Here is an 18,204-nt window from a genome sequence, read left to right on the forward strand (position 1 = left end):
ATAGAGGTCATCGCAACGGATGCTCTCTGAATTGCGCTAAGGGAGAACGCATCACGAACGTCAGGTACGATCATGCCGCCAGACTCATTCGCCCCAGGTTGAGCGGTCGGCGTCCGGTCGGCATAGCGGCAGCTCGGTCCCACAGGAAGTCACCCGAAAAGGCAATGTGACCCCAGCCCACGGGTGAGGTGTGCGCCAGCAACTCGTCGGGCGCGGGCTCGCCGATCGCGCGGAGGTGAGCAACCGCGTCGGCTATGTAGGTCGAGTTCCAATAAACGATGGCGGCAATGACGAGGTTGAGACCCGACGCCCGAAATTGCTGCGCTTCATGCGTGCGGTCGGCGATGCGGCCCTGTTTGAAGGTGCAGATCGCCTGCGTGAGAAAGTGGCGCTGCTCGGATTTGTTGAGGCCTGCCTGGCATCGGCGGCGCAGGGCCGGGCTCTCCAGCCAATCCAGCATGAACAATGTTCGCTCAACGCGGCCGATCTCGCGAAGCGCGAGGTCGAGCTGATTCTGGCGTTCGTAGGCGGCGAGCTTGCGCAGCATCGCTGAAGGCAGGACGGTGCCTGCCTTCAGCGATGCGACAAGCCGGACGATTTCGTCCCAGTGCTCGCGGATAACATCGACCTTTACACGGGCGCCCAGCAACGGCTTGAGCGACGGATACTGTCCGGGCGCCTCGATGCAGGCCATGCGGCGATCGGGAAAATCGCGCAGGCGCGGACTGAAGCGAAAGCCCAACATCCGGCACAGCGCGAAGACGTGATCGGTCGCACCGCCGGTGTCGGTGTAATGCGTATCGATCTCAAGCCCGGTACCATGATTGTCAATCGGCGTGCAAACGGGACCCCTTATCGGCGCGCAAAAGGGACCCCCTGTCAGGATGGCGGAACGTTGATGTGACGGGCTTCCTTGCGCTGCGCGCGGCGTAGGGAGGGCGTAGCCCGACCGGAGGCGCGCGCAGCGCAAGGCATCTATTAATTGATCGCCGCTGGGGCGGATCAGCTTCGGTTTTTGAAGCGCCAGCTGTCATTGCCGGTCTCGACGATGTCGCAATGATGGGTGACGCGGTCGAGGAGCGCGGTAGTCATCTTGGGATCGCCGAACACGGTGGGCCACTCGCCAAAGGCGAGGTTGGTGGTGATGATGACGCTGGTTTGCTCATAGAGTTTGCTGACCAGGTGGAACAGCAACTGGCCGCCTGATCGAGCGAACGGCAGATAGCCCAGTTCGTCGAGTACAATCAGATCGAGACGGGATAGCTGGGCGGCGAGAGCGCCGCTCTTGCCGATCCTGGCTTCCTCTTCGAGGCGGGTCACCAGATCGACCGTGTTGAAGTAGCGGCCCCGGGCGCCGGAGCGCACAACATTGGCGGTGATGGCGATGGCCAGATGGGTCTTTCCTGTGCCTGTGCCGCCGACCAGGACGATATTGCGCCGTGCGGGCAGGAACGCGCCGCTGTGCAATGAACGCACCAGCCCCTCGTTGATCGGCGTACCCTCGAACCGGAAGGCGTCGATGTCCTTCACGACTGGCAGCCTGGCAGCGGCCATCCGGTATCGGATCGACGCGGCATGACGATGCGTCGCCTCCGCTCGCAGAAGGTCGGTCAGTATCTCCATGGTGGTGCGCTGCCGCTGAAGCCCGGTGGTAACGGCATCGTCGAACGCGCCCGCCATGCCCTTGAGGCCAAGGCCGCGCATGGCCTCGATCATGTCATGCCGCTGCATCGAAGGTCCTCAGCTGGTCGTAACGGGCACAGTCGGCGATCGGGGGATGGCGCAAGGCGCTATCCTCAGAGGTGATGATCGTCAGCGGACGCGGGGGTTCCCGGCGTCGTGCCAGGATGTTGAGGATCAGGTCGTCGCTTGCCGTGCCCGTCGCCAGTGCCTCACGCACAGCGGCTTCGACAGGCTCCAGGCGATCGGTCAGTACGGCCGACAGTACACGGACGAACCGGCGATCGGCCCTTCGACTGGCTGGCAAGCCAGCCGCTCAGGACAGGCAAGTCGCCATTACCCAGCTTGCGGCGCAGGCGGGCAAGCGCCGGTGGCAGATCCCAGTCCTGGAAGGGGGCACCGTTCCGCAGCGCGCCAGGCTTGCGGGCCAGCACCGGCAGATAATGCCAGGGGTCATAGATCGTGCGGTTGCGCCCAAAGTAGCGAGGATGTTCAGCGACAACCTCTTCGCCGCAGCGAACGACGATGCGGTCGGCATAGGCGCGGACCTGCACCGTGCGTCGTGCCACCGTCGAGAGCACCGAGTAGCGGTTGCGGTCGAAGCTGATCAGGCAGGTGCCGGTCACGGCATGCTCGCTCTCATTGAAGCCGTCGAACGGTCCCAGCATCGGCTGCAGCGCAGATCGTTCGATCTCCAGCACCTGCGCCACGGTCAGATCTCCCTGTTCGGGATGGGGCTGCCTGCCGCGCGACAATCAGGATGAGAGAGCGTGTCAATCAAGATGAGAATCGCCACCTGCTGATGCGGCGTAGGGCGTAGCCCGGAGCCGGATCAGCAGGTGGCGATGTCGCCCTTTCCGGGGCGTTTCTGATGGTTGCGGCCGGTCAGGTATTCAAAGGCATAACTTCGCGAGAGGGGATGTCGTTCATGCCGGGCCGCCACGTCAACGATCATCAGATGAGGCTCTACATGAAGCTCCGACATACCCATGCCGTTCCGATCGCCGCCGCAAAGGCCAGTATCAGCACGGCGACCGCATATCGCATCGAGGGAGATCCTCGGCTTCCCTCGCAAAGGCAGGTCCAGCGAGAGCGGCGACGCCCGGACCCGTTAGCCGGGATCTTCGACGAGGATGTGGTCCCCATGCTCCAGGCTGCGCCTGGTTTGCGGTCAGTGGCAATTTTCGAGGAGATATGTCGCCGTCACCCTGAGCTTGATGGGCGCATTCGGCGCACATTGGAGCGAAGGATCCGAACATGGCGGGCGATCCATGGTCCCGAGCAGGAAGTGATCTTCCGGCAGGTGCATGAGCCGGGACGGCTTGGCCTGTCGGACTTCACCGAGATGAACGATGAGCACGTAACGATCGTCGGCGTGCCGCTCGATCATCGGCTCTACCATTTTCGGCTGATATGGTCGGGCTTCGAACACGTCCATGTCATTCTGGGCGGCGAGAGCTATGTCGCGCTTGCAGAAGGGTTGCAAAATGCCCTGTGGGCCGTCGGCGGTGCCCCGGTTGAGCATCGCAGCGATAGCCTGTCGGCCGCGTTTCGCAACTTGGACGCTGATGCCCGGCAAGATCTGACGCTGCGATATGACGCGCTGTGCGAACATTATGGCATGACGCCGACGCGCAACAACCGCGGCGTTGCCCATGAGAATGGCGGGATCGAGAGCCCGCACGGGCATTTGAAGGCAGCAATAAAGGACGCGCTGCTGATGCGTGGTTCGCGAGACTTCGATGATCTGGCGAGTTACCGGCACTTCATCGACGAAGTCGTCAGCCGCAAGAACCGGCGCAACGGCCCACGCATAGACGCCGAGCGTGCGGTATTGCAGCCCCTGCCTGGCGCGCGCACCAGCGATTATGAGGAGACGATCGTCACGGTCACCTCGACCAGCAGCTTCACGCTTCGTAAGGTGTTCTATACCGTGCCCTCACGGCTGATCGGGCATCGGCTGCGCGTTCGGCTTTACGATGATCGCCTCGATCTGTTCATCGGCGGCACTCACCTCATGACATTGCCGCGGGGGCGGTCGTTCAATAACGGCTCCCACGGCCATGTGGTCGATTATCGGCACGTCATCCATAGCCTGCGGCGCAAACCCATGGCGCTCCTGAAGTTGGTCTATCGTGACCAGCTCTTCCCAAGGGAACCTTATCGTCAGACCTTCGACCGGCTCATCGCCGCATTGCCTGAACGGATCGCTTATCGGCAGATGGTAGAACTGTTGGCAATGGCGCACGAAAGAGCCTGCGAAGCCGAACTCGCGGAACTGCTGGCAGCCGACGTGGCTGCTAACCGTCTCCCCGACATGGATGCCTTGCGAATACGCTTCGCTCCCGATCCGGCGGCGCTTCCCGACGTGGTGGTGGAACTGGTCCCCCTTGTCACCTATGATGTTCTCCTGGCGGGAGAAGCCGCATGAGCCGGAACGCACCCGCTATCGACGCCCAGCGTCTGAGCCTCATCCTCAACGACCTGCGCCTGCCAGCAATCAAACTGATCTGGCCCGACTTTACCACGCGGGCAGACAAGGAAGGCTGGCCTGGGGCCCGCCTGCTTGCGGCGCTCGCTGAGCATGAGATCGCAGAACGGGACCGACGCCGGATCGAAAGGCATCTGGGCGAAGCCCGCCTGCCACCTGGCAAGACTCTCGACAGCTTCGCCTTCGATGCAGTGCCAATGATCTCCCGCGCCCGGGTGACGGCGCTGTGTTCTGGTGATGGCTGGCTCGAAAAAGGCGCCAACCTCATCTTCTTTGGTCCACCGGGTGGGGGTAAAACCCATCTGGCAGCCGCAATCGGCCTTGCGTTGATCGAAAATGGCTGGCGCGTCCTGTTTACCCGCACCTCCGACCTGGTCCAGAAACTTCAGGTTGCCCGCCGTGAACTGGCGCTCGAAGCCGCGATAGCCAAACTCGACAAATATCATCTGCTGATCCTCGATGACCTCGCTTACGTGACCAAGGATCAGGCTGAAACGTCCGTCCTGTTCGAGTTGATCAGCGCACGGTACGAACGGCGTTCCACGCTCATCACCGCCAACCAGCCTTTTGGTGAATGGAACCGGGTCTTCCCCGATCCCGCCATGACGCTCGCCGCCGTAGATCGCCTCGTTCACCACGCGACAATCTTCGAGATGAATGTCGAGAGCTACCGCCGCCGCTCGGCGATCCAGCGACAATCACGCGCTGGTCGGCCACCGACCTTCGCGACAATCAAGTCCAACGAGGAAATGTCGCGCAGCGACAATCAAACCTGCGAGTAGCGCTTGCCAGCGTCAATCAAAGCAGGCACCACTTGAAAACCGCGACGATCAGTTCTCATCCTGATTGACGGAAACTTCTCATCCAGATCGCCGCGCCATAGGCTGCCGTTCCGCCCAGCGCCGACACTCGGCCTCCAGCCAGCCATTGAGCTCTTCGAGACTGGCGAACCGCAACCGGGGCTGGAAGAAGCGACCCCGGATCGTCTGCACCTGGTTCTCGACCTGCCCCTTCTCCCATCCCGCCGCAGGCGAGCAGGCCGTGGGCTCGACCATATAATGGTCGGTCATAATCAGGAACCGCCGGTTGAAGACGCGTTCCTTGCCGGTGAACACGCTCGTCACAGCCGTCTTCATATTATCGTAGATGCCGCGCCCTGGCACGCCGCCGAAGAAGGCAAAGCCGCGCGCATGCGCGTCGAACAGCATCTCCTGGCTCTCGCGAGGATAGGCCCGGACATAGACCCCACGTGACGCGCACAGGCGCATATGCGCGACCTTCACCCGCATCGGCGCTCCTGCGATCTCGACATCCTCATGGCTCCAGTCGAACTGGTAGGCCTCGCCTGGCCTGAACATCAGCGGGATGAAGGCGGTGACGCCATCGCCAGCATCCTTGCGCCGCTCGATCTTCCAGCGCGTCGCATAGCGCCGCACCGCATCGTAAGAACCCTCAAAGGCTCTCCTGAGCTTGTCGAAGGGCCTTCTCGCACCAGCAGGTCATGGATCCGCGTCATCCGCAGCCGGTCACGCCTGCCGCGCAGCTCGTTCTCTTCCAGCAGCGTGTTCAGGCGCTCCTGGAACGGACCGATCCTGGGCAGCGGCTGAACCTTGCGCTGATAATCAAAGGCGCCCTCCGGCGCTCGGACCGCTTTGCGGATGACCTTCCGCGACACATGCAGATCCCGTGCGATCGCCTTGATCGCCTTGCCTCCGGCATACTCGCGCCGGATCCGAACAACTGTCTCCAAAACCAACATCCCGATCTCGCCGCCTGAAAATCCAGCCAGCTGCTTAAACCATCGAAATGAGGGGTCCCTTTTAGACGCCGATCACCCCGCTAACGGGGTCCTTTTTGCACGCCGATCCACACACCTTGCCCAAAGCGCAGTGGCTGTTGGGCGATCGGGGTTATGATGCCGACTGGTTCCGCGATGCGTTGCAGGAAAAGGGAATTGCCCCATGCATACCGGGCAGAAAATCCCGCAACAAGCCGGTCAAATACGACAAGCGCCGCTGCGGTTTCCATTTGAAGTGCGAGTTCCTTGGCTTGCATAACACTTCAGCCAGGGTTGGGGCGAGCCCCAACCCTGGCTGACCAAATTACCCTGCCTGAAGCATGGCAATCTGCTCTCCCAGCACCTCCTGCGGCGTTCGATAACCGAGGCATTTGCGGGGCGTGTTGTTGAGCCGGTCGACCAGCGCCTGGAGCTCTCTGTCCGACACCAGTGCGATGTCCGTATCGAGCGGCAGAAAGCGTCGTATCCGGCCATTGCTGTTTTCGACGCTGCCCTTTTGCCATGGCGCCGATGGCATGCAGAAATAGCTGGTCATGCCGAGTTTCTCTCGCAGGCTTAGAAAGGCGGCAAATTCCGTCCCCCTGTCGAAAGTTATACTTTGCCGAAGGGAAGGGGGCAGGGCCTTCAAATGCTTGTCGATACCAGCCATGACACCGGCCGAGTGACGGCTCGGATTGCGAGTCAGGATCGTAAATCGGCTACGCCGTTCGACCAGCGACGTCAGGTTCGCCTTGCCAAATTCCTGCCGGAAGGCCACCAGGTCGCCTTCCCAATGCCCAAAACTGTTCCGGCGGCCTATTTCAGCGGGTCGCGCCTTGATCGTGTTGGCCAGCGGGATATGAACGCCGCGTGGCTTGCGGGCATAGCGCCGACGTCGTGATCGGCGAGCGCGAGGCAGGAAACGCCACAATCCCTGGTCACGACCTTCGCCACCATAGACATATTGATAGATCGTCTCGTGGCATATCGAGAGACCGGCCAAGCGATGGCGGCGAACATAGCCAGCGATCTGTTCGGGTGACCAGGCCGCTGCCAGACGATCAATGATATAGATGGCCAGTTCAGGATGGCGCGCAACTTTCGCGCCGCGCACACGGCGACCCGTAGCCTTGGTCTGCGCGACCGCAGGGAAATAGCCGCGGAACAGCGGCTCCTCATCGAGATGTCGGTTGCGTTTGATCTCGCGATAAAGCGTCGAGGGGTGACGCCCCAGTTCCATCGCAGCCTGCTTTACGCTTCGCCCAGTCTGCACCAGACGATATAATATTCGCCGCTCGTCCAATCCGAGGTGATGATATCTGCCCATCATTCGCATTCCTTGAAAAGGGGAAACCCCATAGAAATCCAAGGAATTCGCACTTCAATCTAGAATCCGCCCTGCTATAAAATTTCCGGATTGATAATAATAGATATGTTAAATTAGTAAACGACCTCTAGGTTGGAATAATAGCGTGGCTTCGCGAACTTAGAGATGGCGCGCCAGATGAACGTGAAGGCGTTCGTGCACTCGTCAGCACCATAATCGCTGCGCTAAAATTCTAGCAACCCGACCCATCTTCAGATCATCAGAGGAAATGCAGACCACAGGTGCGATCAACTCAAGCTTGGGATTCCGGGCGATCTTGGCGGCGCGGTATTCATCGCTCAGGAGCCCCATAGCCTCCACGACGAGTTGATGAACTTCGCCGGTGCGGCGCGATCGAGCTTCCAACAGAAAGTCCGGCCGGCAGGGGCCAAGAGGGGTCAACGTGTCGAAAACGGGCTTCTGGATTGCTATATCCATTCCCTCCCTGGCGAAGGCGCGCCGAGCGTCGAGAAGGACGCGCAAAGCCCTCCGTTCGAAATCCGACTCAACTGGCACGAAGCGATTGCCGGAGAAGACCGGCTGCGCGTAAGCTCTTAATGGGGCTAAACCTTTCGCTTCGGGATACTGACCTATCAAGATCATAACCAAGAATGGCCCTTTTACCGGATTGCCGCTGACTGACGGCGACTGCACCCGATTTGCCACGAGTATCGGATCGGAATCGGCAGGGTAGATTGTCGCTCCCCTGACCTGTTGAGCAAATATCGTGAGAAAGCCTTGGGGCGCATGCCCGCGTGGCCATGTGCGGGAGAGCGCTCGAATGCATGCGTAGGCCCGTTTGCTTTCGAGCGCTTGGGCATGGGTCCACAGGGCTCTGCCAAGCTCGATCCCGGGTGCGATTTCGATCCTTGCAGCGGCAGCGCTTAGCTTCTTGAACTCCAGGCCAATCGAACGCACGGTCGGTTCTGCAGAGATCGGCGCTATAACATTGAGCCCTGAGACGTTCATCAGCCGCCAAAGGAGGCGAGCTAGTTTTGGAAGCGATGCATTCCTGGTTCGATCGTCGCTATTATCGTCGTCCGGCCGCTGCGCCAGCTTCTCGGGCGCCGGGCGGAGTGCCTCGAAAAAGCCAGTTGGCGGATCGGCGGGTGTCTCCGGATTACGCACCTGGCTAATACGGTTGGTGGCTTGATCGCGAAAAAACGGGCAATCGGGTACATGCTCGGCGCGTCCAGAGCCGGTAAGCCGCCGCAGATAGTAGGTTTCGGCTTCCGATAAGAAAACCGGGAGCAGAATTGGCGGCCTGCAATCGCTGCCGAGGCAATCACAGGCTATCCATTTCTTCCCGATGCGTGCCTGCTGCACGAGCATGATGCTCGCCTCCTCATCCGCCCGGGAGTTTCCGCCGACATACCATCGCACGAGCGCCGCCCTAACCGGGGCTGGGAGGGTGATGCGGGGGCCGCCGAGCCCTTCGCCATATCGATCGATCAGCCACATAAGACGCACCTGAAGACAGATTTTCGACGAGGCTTGCCCATTCAGTGCCGATTGACAATCACCAATCGCCTGATCTCAACTTGCCCTCGGGCGATTTTGGAGGTGACGATGCGATCAGTTTTCTTCGGAATCATAGCGCTATCAGCGCTGTGCGAAACTGGATCCCAGGCGCGGGTCTCGACAGCTATTCCGATCAGAGCAGTGCAGCTCATACGGTTGAACGCTATGTCACCCGTGTCATCACCGGCGGCCGCAGCTGGTGAGACGCCCGCCGTTGCAGGGGGGAACCAAATTGCCGCGCTGAATGATGCTGTAGATGGTGAGGCGGCGTTTCGTGTCCACGATCTGAGCCGGCGCTGGGTCGAATTCGAAATGAAAGAAAGCTTCCAAGCGCTATGGCGGGAAGGACGATCAGCTGTTGTGGAGAAGGATCTTCTTTTGCAAGTTGATGTCGCCCGAACAGACGGCACGCCATCGTCCAGGATCCGTCGGCTACCGCAACCGATCGCTATTCCAGCATGGATGCGCGAAGGCCTAGCTTTCTCAGCTTCGGCGGTAAGCTTCGTTCCCCAGTGCTCGGCAACTTCCTATCGGCCCGCAGGTTTTCTCAGCGCAGCGGCTGAAAGTCGGCGTTTCGCCTTCTATGCGCTCATGAGAAACGTCGCTTGCCAATATGGTATCCCAACGGGTCTGTTTGACGCGATGATCATCAGGGAAAGCAACTATCAGCCTGCCGTCTATTCGGCCAAGAAAGCGTTCGGATTGACTCAGCTCATGCCCGATACGGCGATCGGGCTCGGCGTGGACCGCTACGATACCGTGCAAAATCTGCGTGGGGGAGCCAAATATCTCCGGCAACAGCTCGACCGTTTTGGACAGGTCCATCTCGCGCTTGCTGCCTACAACGCGGGTCCTGGGCGCGTGCGCAATGGTATGGTGCCGCGGATCACAGAGACCGTGGCCTATGTCGATAACGTACTTCTGAATTGGCAGCGGCTTTCCGGTTTTGCCACACCGGCGATGAGCGCACGTTTCGGCAGTGTGCCTGTGAACCCGCCTAACGCGCTCGTTCGGTCCGCCTCTGTCTCAACCTACCAAGCGTCTCATAACTCGAGGTGGACCGGCGATTGACGAGATTTTTAGAGCATCTCGTATTTATGCGTTCCGGTAGAGTGACGGCGGAGGCTCTCTGTCGAAAGTTGCAATAGGTCCATGGATGGATCCAGAACGTAATTGCAGAGGCCTGCTCGAATGTTCCCTCCCATCCGAGCGAAAAAGCCTGCCGAACTCCAGATCCCGATGCTGATCCCAAAGTGCGATTCTAGCGGATCAAATTCACGACTCGGTAGAGCACGATACTTCGAAAATTTCGGAAGGTGCACTGTTCGGTAAACAGGACGCTCCGTCCTGCCAACGAGGACGTTACGCCCCGATTTAACGGACACAAAGTCCCCAGGTTCGGGACGTTCTGTCCCGCAATTGCGGATTGGCTGAGGGTGTTCGCAAGAATCGCTCAGACCGACGGATAGCTTCGTTGCAAACAGAGTTTGGCGACCTGCAATCTTTCATCGGGCGCGGATCAGTCGCGTTCCGTTTGAAGGGAAACTCTTATGCAGTCTGTCCGCAAGAACAGCGGCCGTGCGGAGCTGGCGGTCCTCGCCCTCATCGCACTCGCGCTGGCTCTGTTCATGTTTGCCGGTCCCGCATCCGCCGGCGCCGACACTACCTTCGACACCGCCCTGACGAAGTTTACCGACTTCCTTGAAGGATCGGGCGGCAAAATCATTACCGTCCTGTCGCTCGCCGGCGGCATCGTCGCTCTCGCATCGGGTCGCTTCTCGATGGGCCAGATAGCGATCCCGGTCGGCGTCGGTGTCGGCGCGGGCACCGGTATTCCGATCGTCACTTCCACCGTCACCGCAACGATCTGAAGGGCCCGACGGCTGGTCGGAATAGCAGATCCGGCCGGCTTTGGGGGAGGGTGGTGCAATGGCTGCGGACAAGTATGTCATACCGTCTCATCTGGACGATCCCGAGCTAATCGGGCTGTGGACGCTAGATGAATTCCTGGCGATGGTTATCCCGTTCGTCTGGGGAATCCTGTCTCAGCATATCCTTCTCGGCATGTTGCTCGCGGGCGGCGGTTGGTGGGGATTGAAGAAGGCTAAGGCAGGTCGGGCGGCTTCCTGGCTACTCCACATGGCCTATTGGCATCTTCCGGCCGGGTTCACCGGCATGAAGGCCACACCACCCTCCTATCTTCGACTGATGGCAGGGTAAGATGGAGATCTCCCACACTCACGCGCAGAGCCAGCGCGTCCTGCGGCAGCGGAACCTGCTGGTGTTGGTCGCATCGGCGCTTGGCGCTCTCGCTGCGATCCTGCTGCTGGTTACAGCGACGCGGGATCGAGAGGTGGTCCTGCAGCCCGTGCTTGGTTCAGCGCTAGCGGTGAGCAGCGCGGGCGTCTCGCGGGAATATCTGGAGCTGATCACGCGCGACACAGCGGTGCTCACGCTCGATCGCAGCCCCTCCAACCTCGAATATTGGATGAAGTCGGTTCTCGATATCACCGCGCCCAGTGCGCAGGGGAAGATCCGCGCCGAGCTGATGAAGATCGTGAATGAGCAGCGCGGCTCGTCGATCTCCCAATTCTTCACGATCCAGACGATGGAAATCGACCCGAAGAATCTGTGGTCCACCGTCACCGGCGACCTCCACACGATCGTCGGCAACAAGGTCGTGTCCAAGGAGCGACGCACCTTCCGCTTCGATTGGCAATATTCCGGACTGTCCCTGAAGCTTGTGGGCTTCGGCATGGTGACGACCGGCAAGGAAAAGGATCAGTGATGTCGGTCTTTGCCATCGGCAGTGCCGCGCTCGGCGCCGTCTTCCTTTCGCGCTTTTACTGTTATCTGAGCCGATTCATGGGGGCGGCCTTGTTGGTGGTGAGCGTCATGCTCACCGCCGCGCCGGCCTGGGCCGACCAGACAGTGATGGCGGCCGACGGTAGTCAGGTAGATTGCGCCGCTTCCGCAAAGGATCTGACGCGGATCAGCCTGGTCGAGGACGAGTTTGCATCCGTCTCAAAGATCTCGACGGGCAATCCCCAGGACGACTTCTCCGTCGTCAACGAACCGGTGCGTGGGGACATCTACTTGTCGGTGCCCGAGGGTTTCGGTCGGCAGGCACTGTCGTTCTTCGCGACCAGCAAGCGGGGTTACGTCTACAAGTTCGTGTGCCGCATTGCCGGAGAACAGGCCGTCCAGGTGTTCATATCGAACCCGGCGATCGCCAAGGACAAGGCGGGTGAGGCAGCGCCGCAAGTGGCTGAGGCGAGCCCGCAGGACGGTGCAGTCGAACTCGTACAGGCGATGTACTCGAACCAGGTGGTCGACGGGTACGAGATGCGTCAGCGTGCGCTTCGCCCGGTCTATGTCGGCAACCTCAAGGTTCAGATGATCGCAGAATATCGCAGCGCAGACCTTATCGGCCGCGTTCTGCGCATCGAAAACAAGAGCGCGGCGCCGATCACCCTGACCGAGACCGCGGTGGCGCCAAGCAGCGCGCTGGCTGTCTCGATAGCGGAGCCGAAGCTCGATCCAGGGAAGGTCACGACGGCCTACCTCGTCCTGCAAAACGGGAGGCAATGACATGGCCTTGGCCGATCTTCTCAAGCGCAAGCGCCCCCCCCTGGACGGCGGCGCCGAGGAAGGGGTCTCTCCGATCTCGAGCGATCTCACCGCCAATGAGAGTGTCCGCAAGAAGCAGCGGATGCTGCTCGCCGGCGTCGCTGCGGTCGGCCTGGTCGGCTCGTCATTCTGGATCTTTGGAGATGATGGCAGCGAAACCGGCCCGGCCGGGGATGAGGCCGCCAAGGTCGAAGTGTCGACCAAGGACATGGTCAACAAGAACCTCAATCAGCAGGAGTGGATGGCACTCTCTGAGAACCAGATGCAGTCGGTGGAGAACCAGCTGAAATCGGTCAACGGACAGCAGCAGCGCATGGACCAGCTCGCCCAGCAGATCGAGCTTCTCGCGGGCCAGAACCAGGCAATGCAGGCTGATGGCGCCCGGGTTTTGTCGGCGTACCAGCAGGAAAACGATCAGCTTCGCCGCGAGGTCGCTACCAGCCGGGCGGCGCCCACACCGGCCCCTGGCCCGGCCGCGATGTACGGGCCGGGAGGCACCCAGGCTTACCAGCGGCCCGATACGGCTGCAGGCGCGCGCGCGATCCCGGTCAGCACCAGCGCCGAGGTTAAGATGGTCAGCTTCCAGACCGCGGACAGCGGAACCGCGACCCGGGTTGCGAAGGGAACGACTACTTATACCGACAGCATCAACTATCTGCCGCCGAACAGCTTCGCGAGCGCCAAGGTCATCGTTGGGGTCGACGCGAGCGCGGGGGTCAACAGCCAGACCGATCCGTTGCCGGTCGTGCTGCGCGTCACCGGGCCGGCGCGGTCGGTATATCAGAACGGTCGGCTGCTCACGACGAAGATCGAAGGCTGCCTGATCAACGGCGCGGCACGTGGGGATCTCTCCAGCGAGAAGGTCTACGTCAAACTGCAGAAGATGACCTGTCCGCAACCGGGCGGCCGCTACGCTGTATCGGAGGTCAAGGGTTTCATCGCGTTTGGCGGCAAAACCGGCGTGCGCGGTAGAGTGGTCAGCCGTGAGGGATCGCTTGCGATGCAGGCGTTCTTGGCTGGCTTGGTCAGCGGTGGCGGTAACGCACTCAACACCGCCTTCAATCAGCCGCTCGCGAGCATCAGCTCCAATGGGGAAGGGGGCCTCGACCGAACGCCCAATTTCGGCAGCGTCGGCTTGCGCGCGCTCGGTGGCGGCGCCGCGGAATCCGGCAAGGACGTCTCAAAATATCTGATTGAGCGCGCCGAACAATATCAGCCCGTAATCGAAATGCCGACGGGCATCGACGTTGAAATCGTCTTCCTGGAGGGTGTGTATGTCCGTAATTAATTGGATGCGCGGCAGGATCGGCATCTCGATCCCGGTGTTCGTGCTGATGGTCGCACCAGTCGTCGGCCCGGTCAGCTACGCGCTCGCTCGAGAGATTTCTGGTCCATCAGATGACAAGGTTGCGCAGCTCATCAAAGCGCGACTGCCGAAAACCCCGCTGACCAAGGTCGACTGCAACAAGGTCGGTGATCTCTGCGAGGTCACGGCCGGCGCGAACCTCTTCTACGTCGACCGGGGCGCGCGCTATCTCATTATCGGCCGTGTTTACGACATGGAGACGCGCCAGGACCTGACCGCAGCGCGGCTTCTCGAGATCAACCCCGACATGCTGGTGGGTGGCGCTGCGAAGGCCAATGCGGCGGCGGCCGAGGCACCGGACGAGGCCGCTCCTGAGGTGTCGGCGGCGAGGGGAGGTGTCGGTAGAACGACATTACCGGTGCGCCCTGTGGAGCTCAACCTGACGGGTTTGCCCGCGGAGGGGGCGATTGTCTGGGGCAACCGGGCCGCCAGGCAGACCGTTACCGTCTTTACCGACTTCCGCTGCAGCTATTGCCGCGCCCTCACAAATGTCCTTCGCAGCATGGACGTGAGGGTCGTGGAGCGACCGATCTCGGTTCTCGGCAGCCGGGACATTGCCGACCGGGTCTATTGCTCGAAAAACCAGGAAGAGGCGCTGCACGCTGCCTATGCAGGCGAGCCGGTCAAGGCCCCGGGTGCGTGCGATACCAAGGGACTCGATGCGAATGAGAAGTTCGCCCAGAGGCATGGGCTGAGCGGGACGCCCGTCATCGTACGAAGCGACGGCGCAATGCTCGAGGGCTATCGTCCCAAGGAGTTCCTGGAAGCCTGGCTCAAGGGCGCCAAGTCGTGAGCGGCCGGTTGATCCGATTGGCGATGGTCCGGGCGCTCATGGGCACCGGAGCACTGGCAGCGCTGAACGGCTGCGCCACCTTCGGCAGCAATGTCAGTGGCAGCTTCTCCTGCGCCGCGCCCGACGGCATCTGCGCGCCCTCCTCGTCGATCGACAATCGCGCCCTGGTCATGATCGCAGGGGATAGCGGCGGCGCCGATGTCTTGCCGGCCGGCCCTTACATGGAACCGAGATCGAAGCCGAAGACAGCGCGCACGGCCGCCGTTGGTCAGCGCTTGTCGATTGGTCAGCCTGACCCGCGGCGCACCCAGGAGCGCGTGCTGCGGATCGTATTCCAGCCCTATATCGATGAGCAAGGCCGGCTGCACGAGGCGAGCGCAATCCATGCGGTCGTCCAGAGCGGTGAGTGGCAACAGCAGGCGGTGGCGTCTGCAACCGCCATTCCCGATCGCAATGCCAGGGCTATGGTTCCTGCGCCGGTATCACTTGCCGAGGCCGTCGATCGTGCCGATCCTGCGTTCGCCGAGGTGGCGGCCGTCGATCCCAACCTGCCCGATCCAGCCGTGATCGCCGCCGCCCGCGCGCGCTCGGCCGACCCGGTCGGAGCGATCAAGTCAGAGGTCGCGGCCCGTCTGGCCCCAAAGGCGGGCCGCATGCCCACACTGCAGGCACCTGCAGTCCAGGCGAGCCCGATCGCGCGCCGGGTCGAGGGCGCGCCAGCCACGGCTTCCCCCCGGGGGGTCGAGGATACCGGCATGCATCCAAAACCCACCGGCGCCGTCGCCACACCCAAGTCGAAGATCACGATCGGGCAAGAGGCCGCGCCCCGTGTGAAAGCGAGCCCCGAATATCAGGCGGGCGCGACCCAGGCGGAGGACAGCGCGCGCGCTGCCGCTGCGACGGCCGTGCTTCCCGACGCCAAGCCATCCGTCAAACCGACCGTGCGAGCGGCCGGTTTCCCTGCCGCCGTGCCGGAGGACAACTGACATGGGGAGGGCCTTTTTTGACGATCTGCTGGCTGGCGTGTTCGGCGATAGCAAGCGGCCGGATACGCAGCGCCCGGACCTGGCGGTGCCGATGCTGGCGCATTGGCTACCGTATCGCAGCTACGACCCGAAGACCGGCATCTTCTACAACAGTGCTTCACGCGGCTTCGTCATCGAGGCCGCGCCGCTGGTCGGGGCGGATGAGCGCACTGGCGAGATCCTCGCGCAGTTCCTTTCGGAAGGGATACCGGCACCTGGCTGCCTCCAGTTTCACCAGTGGATGTCGCCGCGCATCGGTGAGCGGCTGTCGAAATGGTACCTGCCGCGCTATTCGGCGCGCGGCGTCTACGAACGCATGGCCAAGCACCGCGTCGATTTCCTGACGAACGGTGTGTGGGAGTCGCTCTCGGCCGACGCACCCTTCTGTTTGCGCAATCACCGTGTCGCCATCTCCTACTCGACGCCGGAATCCTCGAGCGTGTCGATCGAGCAGATCGTCTCGGTGATGGAGTCACTGATTTCCTCGCTGGCGTCGATCAACGTCACTGCCCGCAAGATGGACCCGGTCGCGCTGATCGGATGGATCGACGACATTACCTCGCCGACCACGGCCGCCGGTGAAGACGCCGTCAGCTATAACCCGCTTGATCCGATCGCTGACCAGGCCATTCGCCGGGACATCGAGCTACACGTTGAGCCGGACCGGATGCTGCTGCGCACCGAGCGCTTTCGCCCGACCGGCAAGACGGTCAAGGGCGCGCCCGAGATTGGCGAGATTTATCCCGACGTGTTCGACGTCCGGTCGTTCTCGGTGCGCAATCTCCCGACCCGTTGGGCGCCCTGGGACGTGGCGCGCCTGATCGGCGACATGTTCACCGACAAGCTCCGCATGCCGTGCCCGGTGGCGACGAACCTCTGCATCGATTTCCCCGACGCCCAAGCCTCGACCAACAAGGCCAGCTACAAGTTCATGCGGACGACGAGCCTGGCCGACTCCAAGTCGTCGAAGTTTCTGCCGCAGCTGCGCGATCAGTCGCAGGAATGGCGCTACGTCAACGAAGAGATCCGGCAGGGCCGCAAGCTCGTCCGCGTATTCTTCAGTGCTACCGCCTTCTCGCCGAAGGGCAAGGGCGACAGCAACGAGCGCGTGCTCAAATCGGTCTATCGGGCGGCGGGCTGGGATCTGCTCGACGACCGCTACCTGCAGGTGATGGGCCTGCTCTGCGCGATGCCGATGACGATGGCCAACGGCCTCTCGAAGGATCTCGAGCGCATGAAGCGGATGCGCACCCTGCTCACCACGACGGCGGCGAACCTGGCACCTTTGCAAGGCGAGTATCTTGGCGGATCGGTGCCGCACCTCCTCCTGATCGGGCGGCGGGGCCAGCCTTTCTTCTGGAGTCCGTTCGAGAACACGGCGGGCAACCACAATGTCGCGGTGTTCGGCAAGTCCGGCTCAGGCAAGTCGGTGGCGCTGCAGGAGCTGTGCGGTTCGCTGTGCGGTGCGGGCGCGAAGGTCGTGGTGATCGACGATGGTCGTTCCTTCGAGCACTCGGCCAAACTCCAGGGCGGCGCTTTCGTCGAGTTCACGATGAGCTCGGGCTTCTGTCTCAATCCCTTTTCGATGATCGACCAGGCCCAAGCGGCCGAAGACGAGGATTATCTCCTCGACTGCATGGCGATGCTCAAGGCGATCATCAATCAGATGGCGCGGCACATCAACGTGCTCGACGACACCGAGCGCGGCTTGATCGACGGGGCGGTGAACCAGGTATGGGACCAGCATGGCAGCGGTGGCTCGATTGACCTCGTCATCGAGGCGCTCGATGCCACCGGCAATGGGCTCGCCTCCAACCTTGGGATCGCGATGCGACCCTTCTCGTCCGCCGGCACTTACGGCCGCTTTTTCCAGGGCGAGGTTTCGTTTGAGCTGAAGGCCCAGCTCACCGTGTTCGAGCTGTCCGACCTCTCGGCGCGCGAAGAGCTGCGCGGCGTCGTCCTCACCGCCATCATGTTCATGTCGCAGCAGATGATGCGCAAACTCGATCGCTCGATCCCCAAAGCGCTGCTGCTCGATGAGGCGTGGCAGATGCTGCGCGGCGGCGCGATGGCCGACTTCATCGAGACCTATGCCCGCACCTGCCGGAAGTACGGGGCGTCGCTGGTGACGGCGACCCAGTCGCTCAACGACTATTACAAGTCGGCCGGCTCGATAGCCGCCCTGGAAAATTCTGACTGGTTCGTGATCCTGCAGCAGAAGCCGGAGACGATCGCGGACTTCAAGAAACACGACCGTTTCGAGATGGACGATTACACCGACGCCCTCCTGCGCTCGCTCAAGCGCAACGGCTTCGAATATTCGGACATCATGATCAAAGGCCCTGACACCCTCGCTGTCGGGCGCCTCGTGCTCGATCCCTATTCGGCAGCCTTGTTCTCCTCGAGCCCAAAGACCTTCGCCGCAATCGATGCGCTGATCGCTGAAGGCATGAGCATGGATGAAGCGATCGAGCGGATCGCGTTCCCCGACAATCCGGAAAAATGGGTCAGCAATCTCGCCCCGGGGGACGAGATCGCGGTGGCTGCGGAGTAGC

14 protein-coding genes and 4 pseudogenes are annotated in these 18,204 nt (G+C 61.7%); 12 read left to right on the forward strand and 6 right to left on the reverse strand.

Annotated elements, in window-relative coordinates:
* Positions 1-70: 70 nt before the first annotated feature.
* The 3 genes and pseudogenes from LQ220_RS14670 to LQ220_RS14680 all read right to left on the reverse strand — a co-directional run.
* Positions 71-832, reverse strand: a pseudogene (locus LQ220_RS14670) (Tn3 family transposase); the annotation flags it as partial.
* Positions 833-1,002: 170 nt separating this feature from the next.
* Positions 1,003-1,731 (reverse strand): IS21-like element helper ATPase IstB, encoded by a 729-nt coding sequence (istB, locus tag LQ220_RS14675; RefSeq protein WP_230188945.1) that lies wholly within the window; start codon positions 1,729-1,731, stop codon positions 1,003-1,005.
* A pseudogene (locus LQ220_RS14680) lies at positions 1,718-2,414 on the reverse strand (IS21 family transposase); the annotation flags it as partial. The pseudogene LQ220_RS14680 and the gene istB (LQ220_RS14675), both read right to left, overlap by 14 nt.
* A 224-nt stretch (positions 2,415-2,638) precedes the next feature.
* Here LQ220_RS14680 and istA (LQ220_RS14685) point away from each other — a divergent pair.
* Both istA (LQ220_RS14685) and istB (LQ220_RS14690) read left to right on the forward strand, forming a co-directional pair.
* A complete protein-coding gene (gene istA, locus LQ220_RS14685) occupies positions 2,639-4,111 on the forward strand; it encodes an IS21 family transposase (RefSeq protein WP_230189033.1) in 1,473 nt (490 codons plus the stop codon).
* Complete coding sequence (gene istB, locus LQ220_RS14690) at positions 4,108-4,953, forward strand: IS21-like element helper ATPase IstB (RefSeq protein ID WP_019054274.1); 846 nt, start codon at positions 4,108-4,110, stop codon at positions 4,951-4,953. The genes istA (LQ220_RS14685) and istB (LQ220_RS14690) overlap by 4 nt, the downstream gene beginning before the upstream one ends.
* A 105-nt stretch (positions 4,954-5,058) precedes the next feature.
* Here the strand turns inward: istB (LQ220_RS14690) and istA (LQ220_RS14695) are convergent.
* Positions 5,059-5,930 (reverse strand): annotated as a pseudogene (istA, locus tag LQ220_RS14695) (IS21 family transposase); the annotation flags it as partial.
* A gap of 113 nt (positions 5,931-6,043) precedes the next feature.
* Between istA (LQ220_RS14695) and LQ220_RS14700 the strand changes: the two are divergent.
* Positions 6,044-6,187, forward strand: a pseudogene (locus tag LQ220_RS14700) (IS5/IS1182 family transposase); the annotation flags it as partial.
* Positions 6,188-6,273: 86 nt separating this feature from the next.
* Here the strand turns inward: LQ220_RS14700 and LQ220_RS14705 are convergent.
* Positions 6,274-7,278 carry an IS30 family transposase gene (locus LQ220_RS14705; protein WP_230188946.1) on the reverse strand — a complete coding sequence of 335 codons (1,005 nt, stop codon included), beginning with the start codon at positions 7,276-7,278 and terminating at the stop codon, positions 6,274-6,276.
* Between the two features lie 201 nt (positions 7,279-7,479).
* On the reverse strand, positions 7,480-8,775 hold the full coding sequence (locus LQ220_RS14710; RefSeq protein ID WP_230188947.1) for a hypothetical protein: 1,296 nt from the start codon (positions 8,773-8,775) through the stop codon (positions 7,480-7,482).
* Between the two features lie 108 nt (positions 8,776-8,883).
* Between LQ220_RS14710 and LQ220_RS14715 the strand changes: the two genes are divergently transcribed.
* The 9 genes from LQ220_RS14715 (at position 8,884) to traC (ending at position 18,203) form a co-directional block, all read left to right on the forward strand.
* Positions 8,884-9,906, forward strand: a complete 1,023-nt coding sequence (locus LQ220_RS14715) for a lytic transglycosylase domain-containing protein (protein ID WP_290369048.1) — start codon at positions 8,884-8,886, stop codon at positions 9,904-9,906.
* Between the two features lie 479 nt (positions 9,907-10,385).
* The gene (locus LQ220_RS14720) at positions 10,386-10,706 is read left to right on the forward strand and encodes a TrbC/VirB2 family protein (protein WP_230188948.1); all 321 of its coding nucleotides are present in this window, start codon (positions 10,386-10,388) and stop codon (positions 10,704-10,706) included.
* Positions 10,707-10,764: 58 nt separating this feature from the next.
* Complete coding sequence (gene traL, locus LQ220_RS14725; RefSeq protein ID WP_100284634.1) at positions 10,765-11,055, forward strand: type IV conjugative transfer system protein TraL; 291 nt, start codon at positions 10,765-10,767, stop codon at positions 11,053-11,055.
* Between the two features lies 1 nt (position 11,056).
* Positions 11,057-11,623 carry a type IV conjugative transfer system protein TraE gene (locus LQ220_RS14730; protein ID WP_230188949.1) on the forward strand — a complete coding sequence of 189 codons (567 nt, stop codon included), beginning with the start codon at positions 11,057-11,059 and terminating at the stop codon, positions 11,621-11,623.
* Positions 11,620-12,426 (forward strand): type-F conjugative transfer system secretin TraK, encoded by an 807-nt coding sequence (locus LQ220_RS14735; RefSeq protein WP_354957865.1) that lies wholly within the window; start codon positions 11,620-11,622, stop codon positions 12,424-12,426. The genes LQ220_RS14730 and LQ220_RS14735 overlap by 4 nt, the downstream gene beginning before the upstream one ends.
* 1 nt (position 12,427) lies before the next feature.
* Complete coding sequence (locus LQ220_RS14740; RefSeq protein WP_230188951.1) at positions 12,428-13,753, forward strand: TraB/VirB10 family protein; 1,326 nt, start codon at positions 12,428-12,430, stop codon at positions 13,751-13,753.
* Positions 13,740-14,624, forward strand: coding sequence for a DsbC family protein (locus tag LQ220_RS14745; RefSeq protein WP_230188952.1), 885 nt, complete (start codon positions 13,740-13,742; stop codon positions 14,622-14,624). Before LQ220_RS14740 ends, LQ220_RS14745 begins: the two co-directional genes overlap by 14 nt.
* Positions 14,621-15,610: a type IV conjugative transfer system lipoprotein TraV gene (gene traV / locus LQ220_RS14750; protein ID WP_230188953.1), complete on the forward strand. Its 990-nt coding sequence runs from the start codon at positions 14,621-14,623 to the stop codon at positions 15,608-15,610. Before LQ220_RS14745 ends, traV begins: the two co-directional genes overlap by 4 nt.
* Position 15,611: 1 nt before the next feature.
* Entirely contained in the window at positions 15,612-18,203 is a 2,592-nt protein-coding gene (traC, locus tag LQ220_RS14755) for a type IV secretion system protein TraC (RefSeq protein ID WP_230188954.1), read from the forward strand.
* Position 18,204: the final 1 nt, after the last annotated feature.

The organism is Sphingobium sp. CECT 9361, from assembly GCF_918741285.1.
In the GTDB taxonomy this organism is placed as follows: domain Bacteria; phylum Pseudomonadota; class Alphaproteobacteria; order Sphingomonadales; family Sphingomonadaceae; genus Sphingobium.

Excerpts from the sequence above, each read along its gene's own strand:
- istB (WP_230188945.1), bottom strand. The coding sequence starts at position 1,731 with ATGCAGCGGCATGACATGATCGAGGCCATGCGCGGCCTTGGCCTCAAG.
- istA (WP_230189033.1), top strand. The coding sequence starts at position 2,639 with ATGAGGCTCTACATGAAGCTCCGACATACCCATGCCGTTCCGATCGCC.
- istB (WP_019054274.1), top strand. The coding sequence starts at position 4,108 with ATGAGCCGGAACGCACCCGCTATCGACGCCCAGCGTCTGAGCCTCATC.
- LQ220_RS14705 (WP_230188946.1), bottom strand. The coding sequence starts at position 7,278 with ATGATGGGCAGATATCATCACCTCGGATTGGACGAGCGGCGAATATTA.
- LQ220_RS14710 (WP_230188947.1), bottom strand. The coding sequence starts at position 8,775 with ATGTGGCTGATCGATCGATATGGCGAAGGGCTCGGCGGCCCCCGCATC.
- LQ220_RS14715 (WP_290369048.1), top strand. The coding sequence starts at position 8,884 with ATGCGATCAGTTTTCTTCGGAATCATAGCGCTATCAGCGCTGTGCGAA.
- LQ220_RS14720 (WP_230188948.1), top strand. The coding sequence starts at position 10,386 with ATGCAGTCTGTCCGCAAGAACAGCGGCCGTGCGGAGCTGGCGGTCCTC.
- traL (WP_100284634.1), top strand. The coding sequence starts at position 10,765 with ATGGCTGCGGACAAGTATGTCATACCGTCTCATCTGGACGATCCCGAG.
- LQ220_RS14730 (WP_230188949.1), top strand. The coding sequence starts at position 11,057 with ATGGAGATCTCCCACACTCACGCGCAGAGCCAGCGCGTCCTGCGGCAG.
- LQ220_RS14740 (WP_230188951.1), top strand. The coding sequence starts at position 12,428 with ATGGCCTTGGCCGATCTTCTCAAGCGCAAGCGCCCCCCCCTGGACGGC.
- LQ220_RS14745 (WP_230188952.1), top strand. The coding sequence starts at position 13,740 with ATGTCCGTAATTAATTGGATGCGCGGCAGGATCGGCATCTCGATCCCG.
- traC (WP_230188954.1), top strand. The coding sequence starts at position 15,612 with ATGGGGAGGGCCTTTTTTGACGATCTGCTGGCTGGCGTGTTCGGCGAT.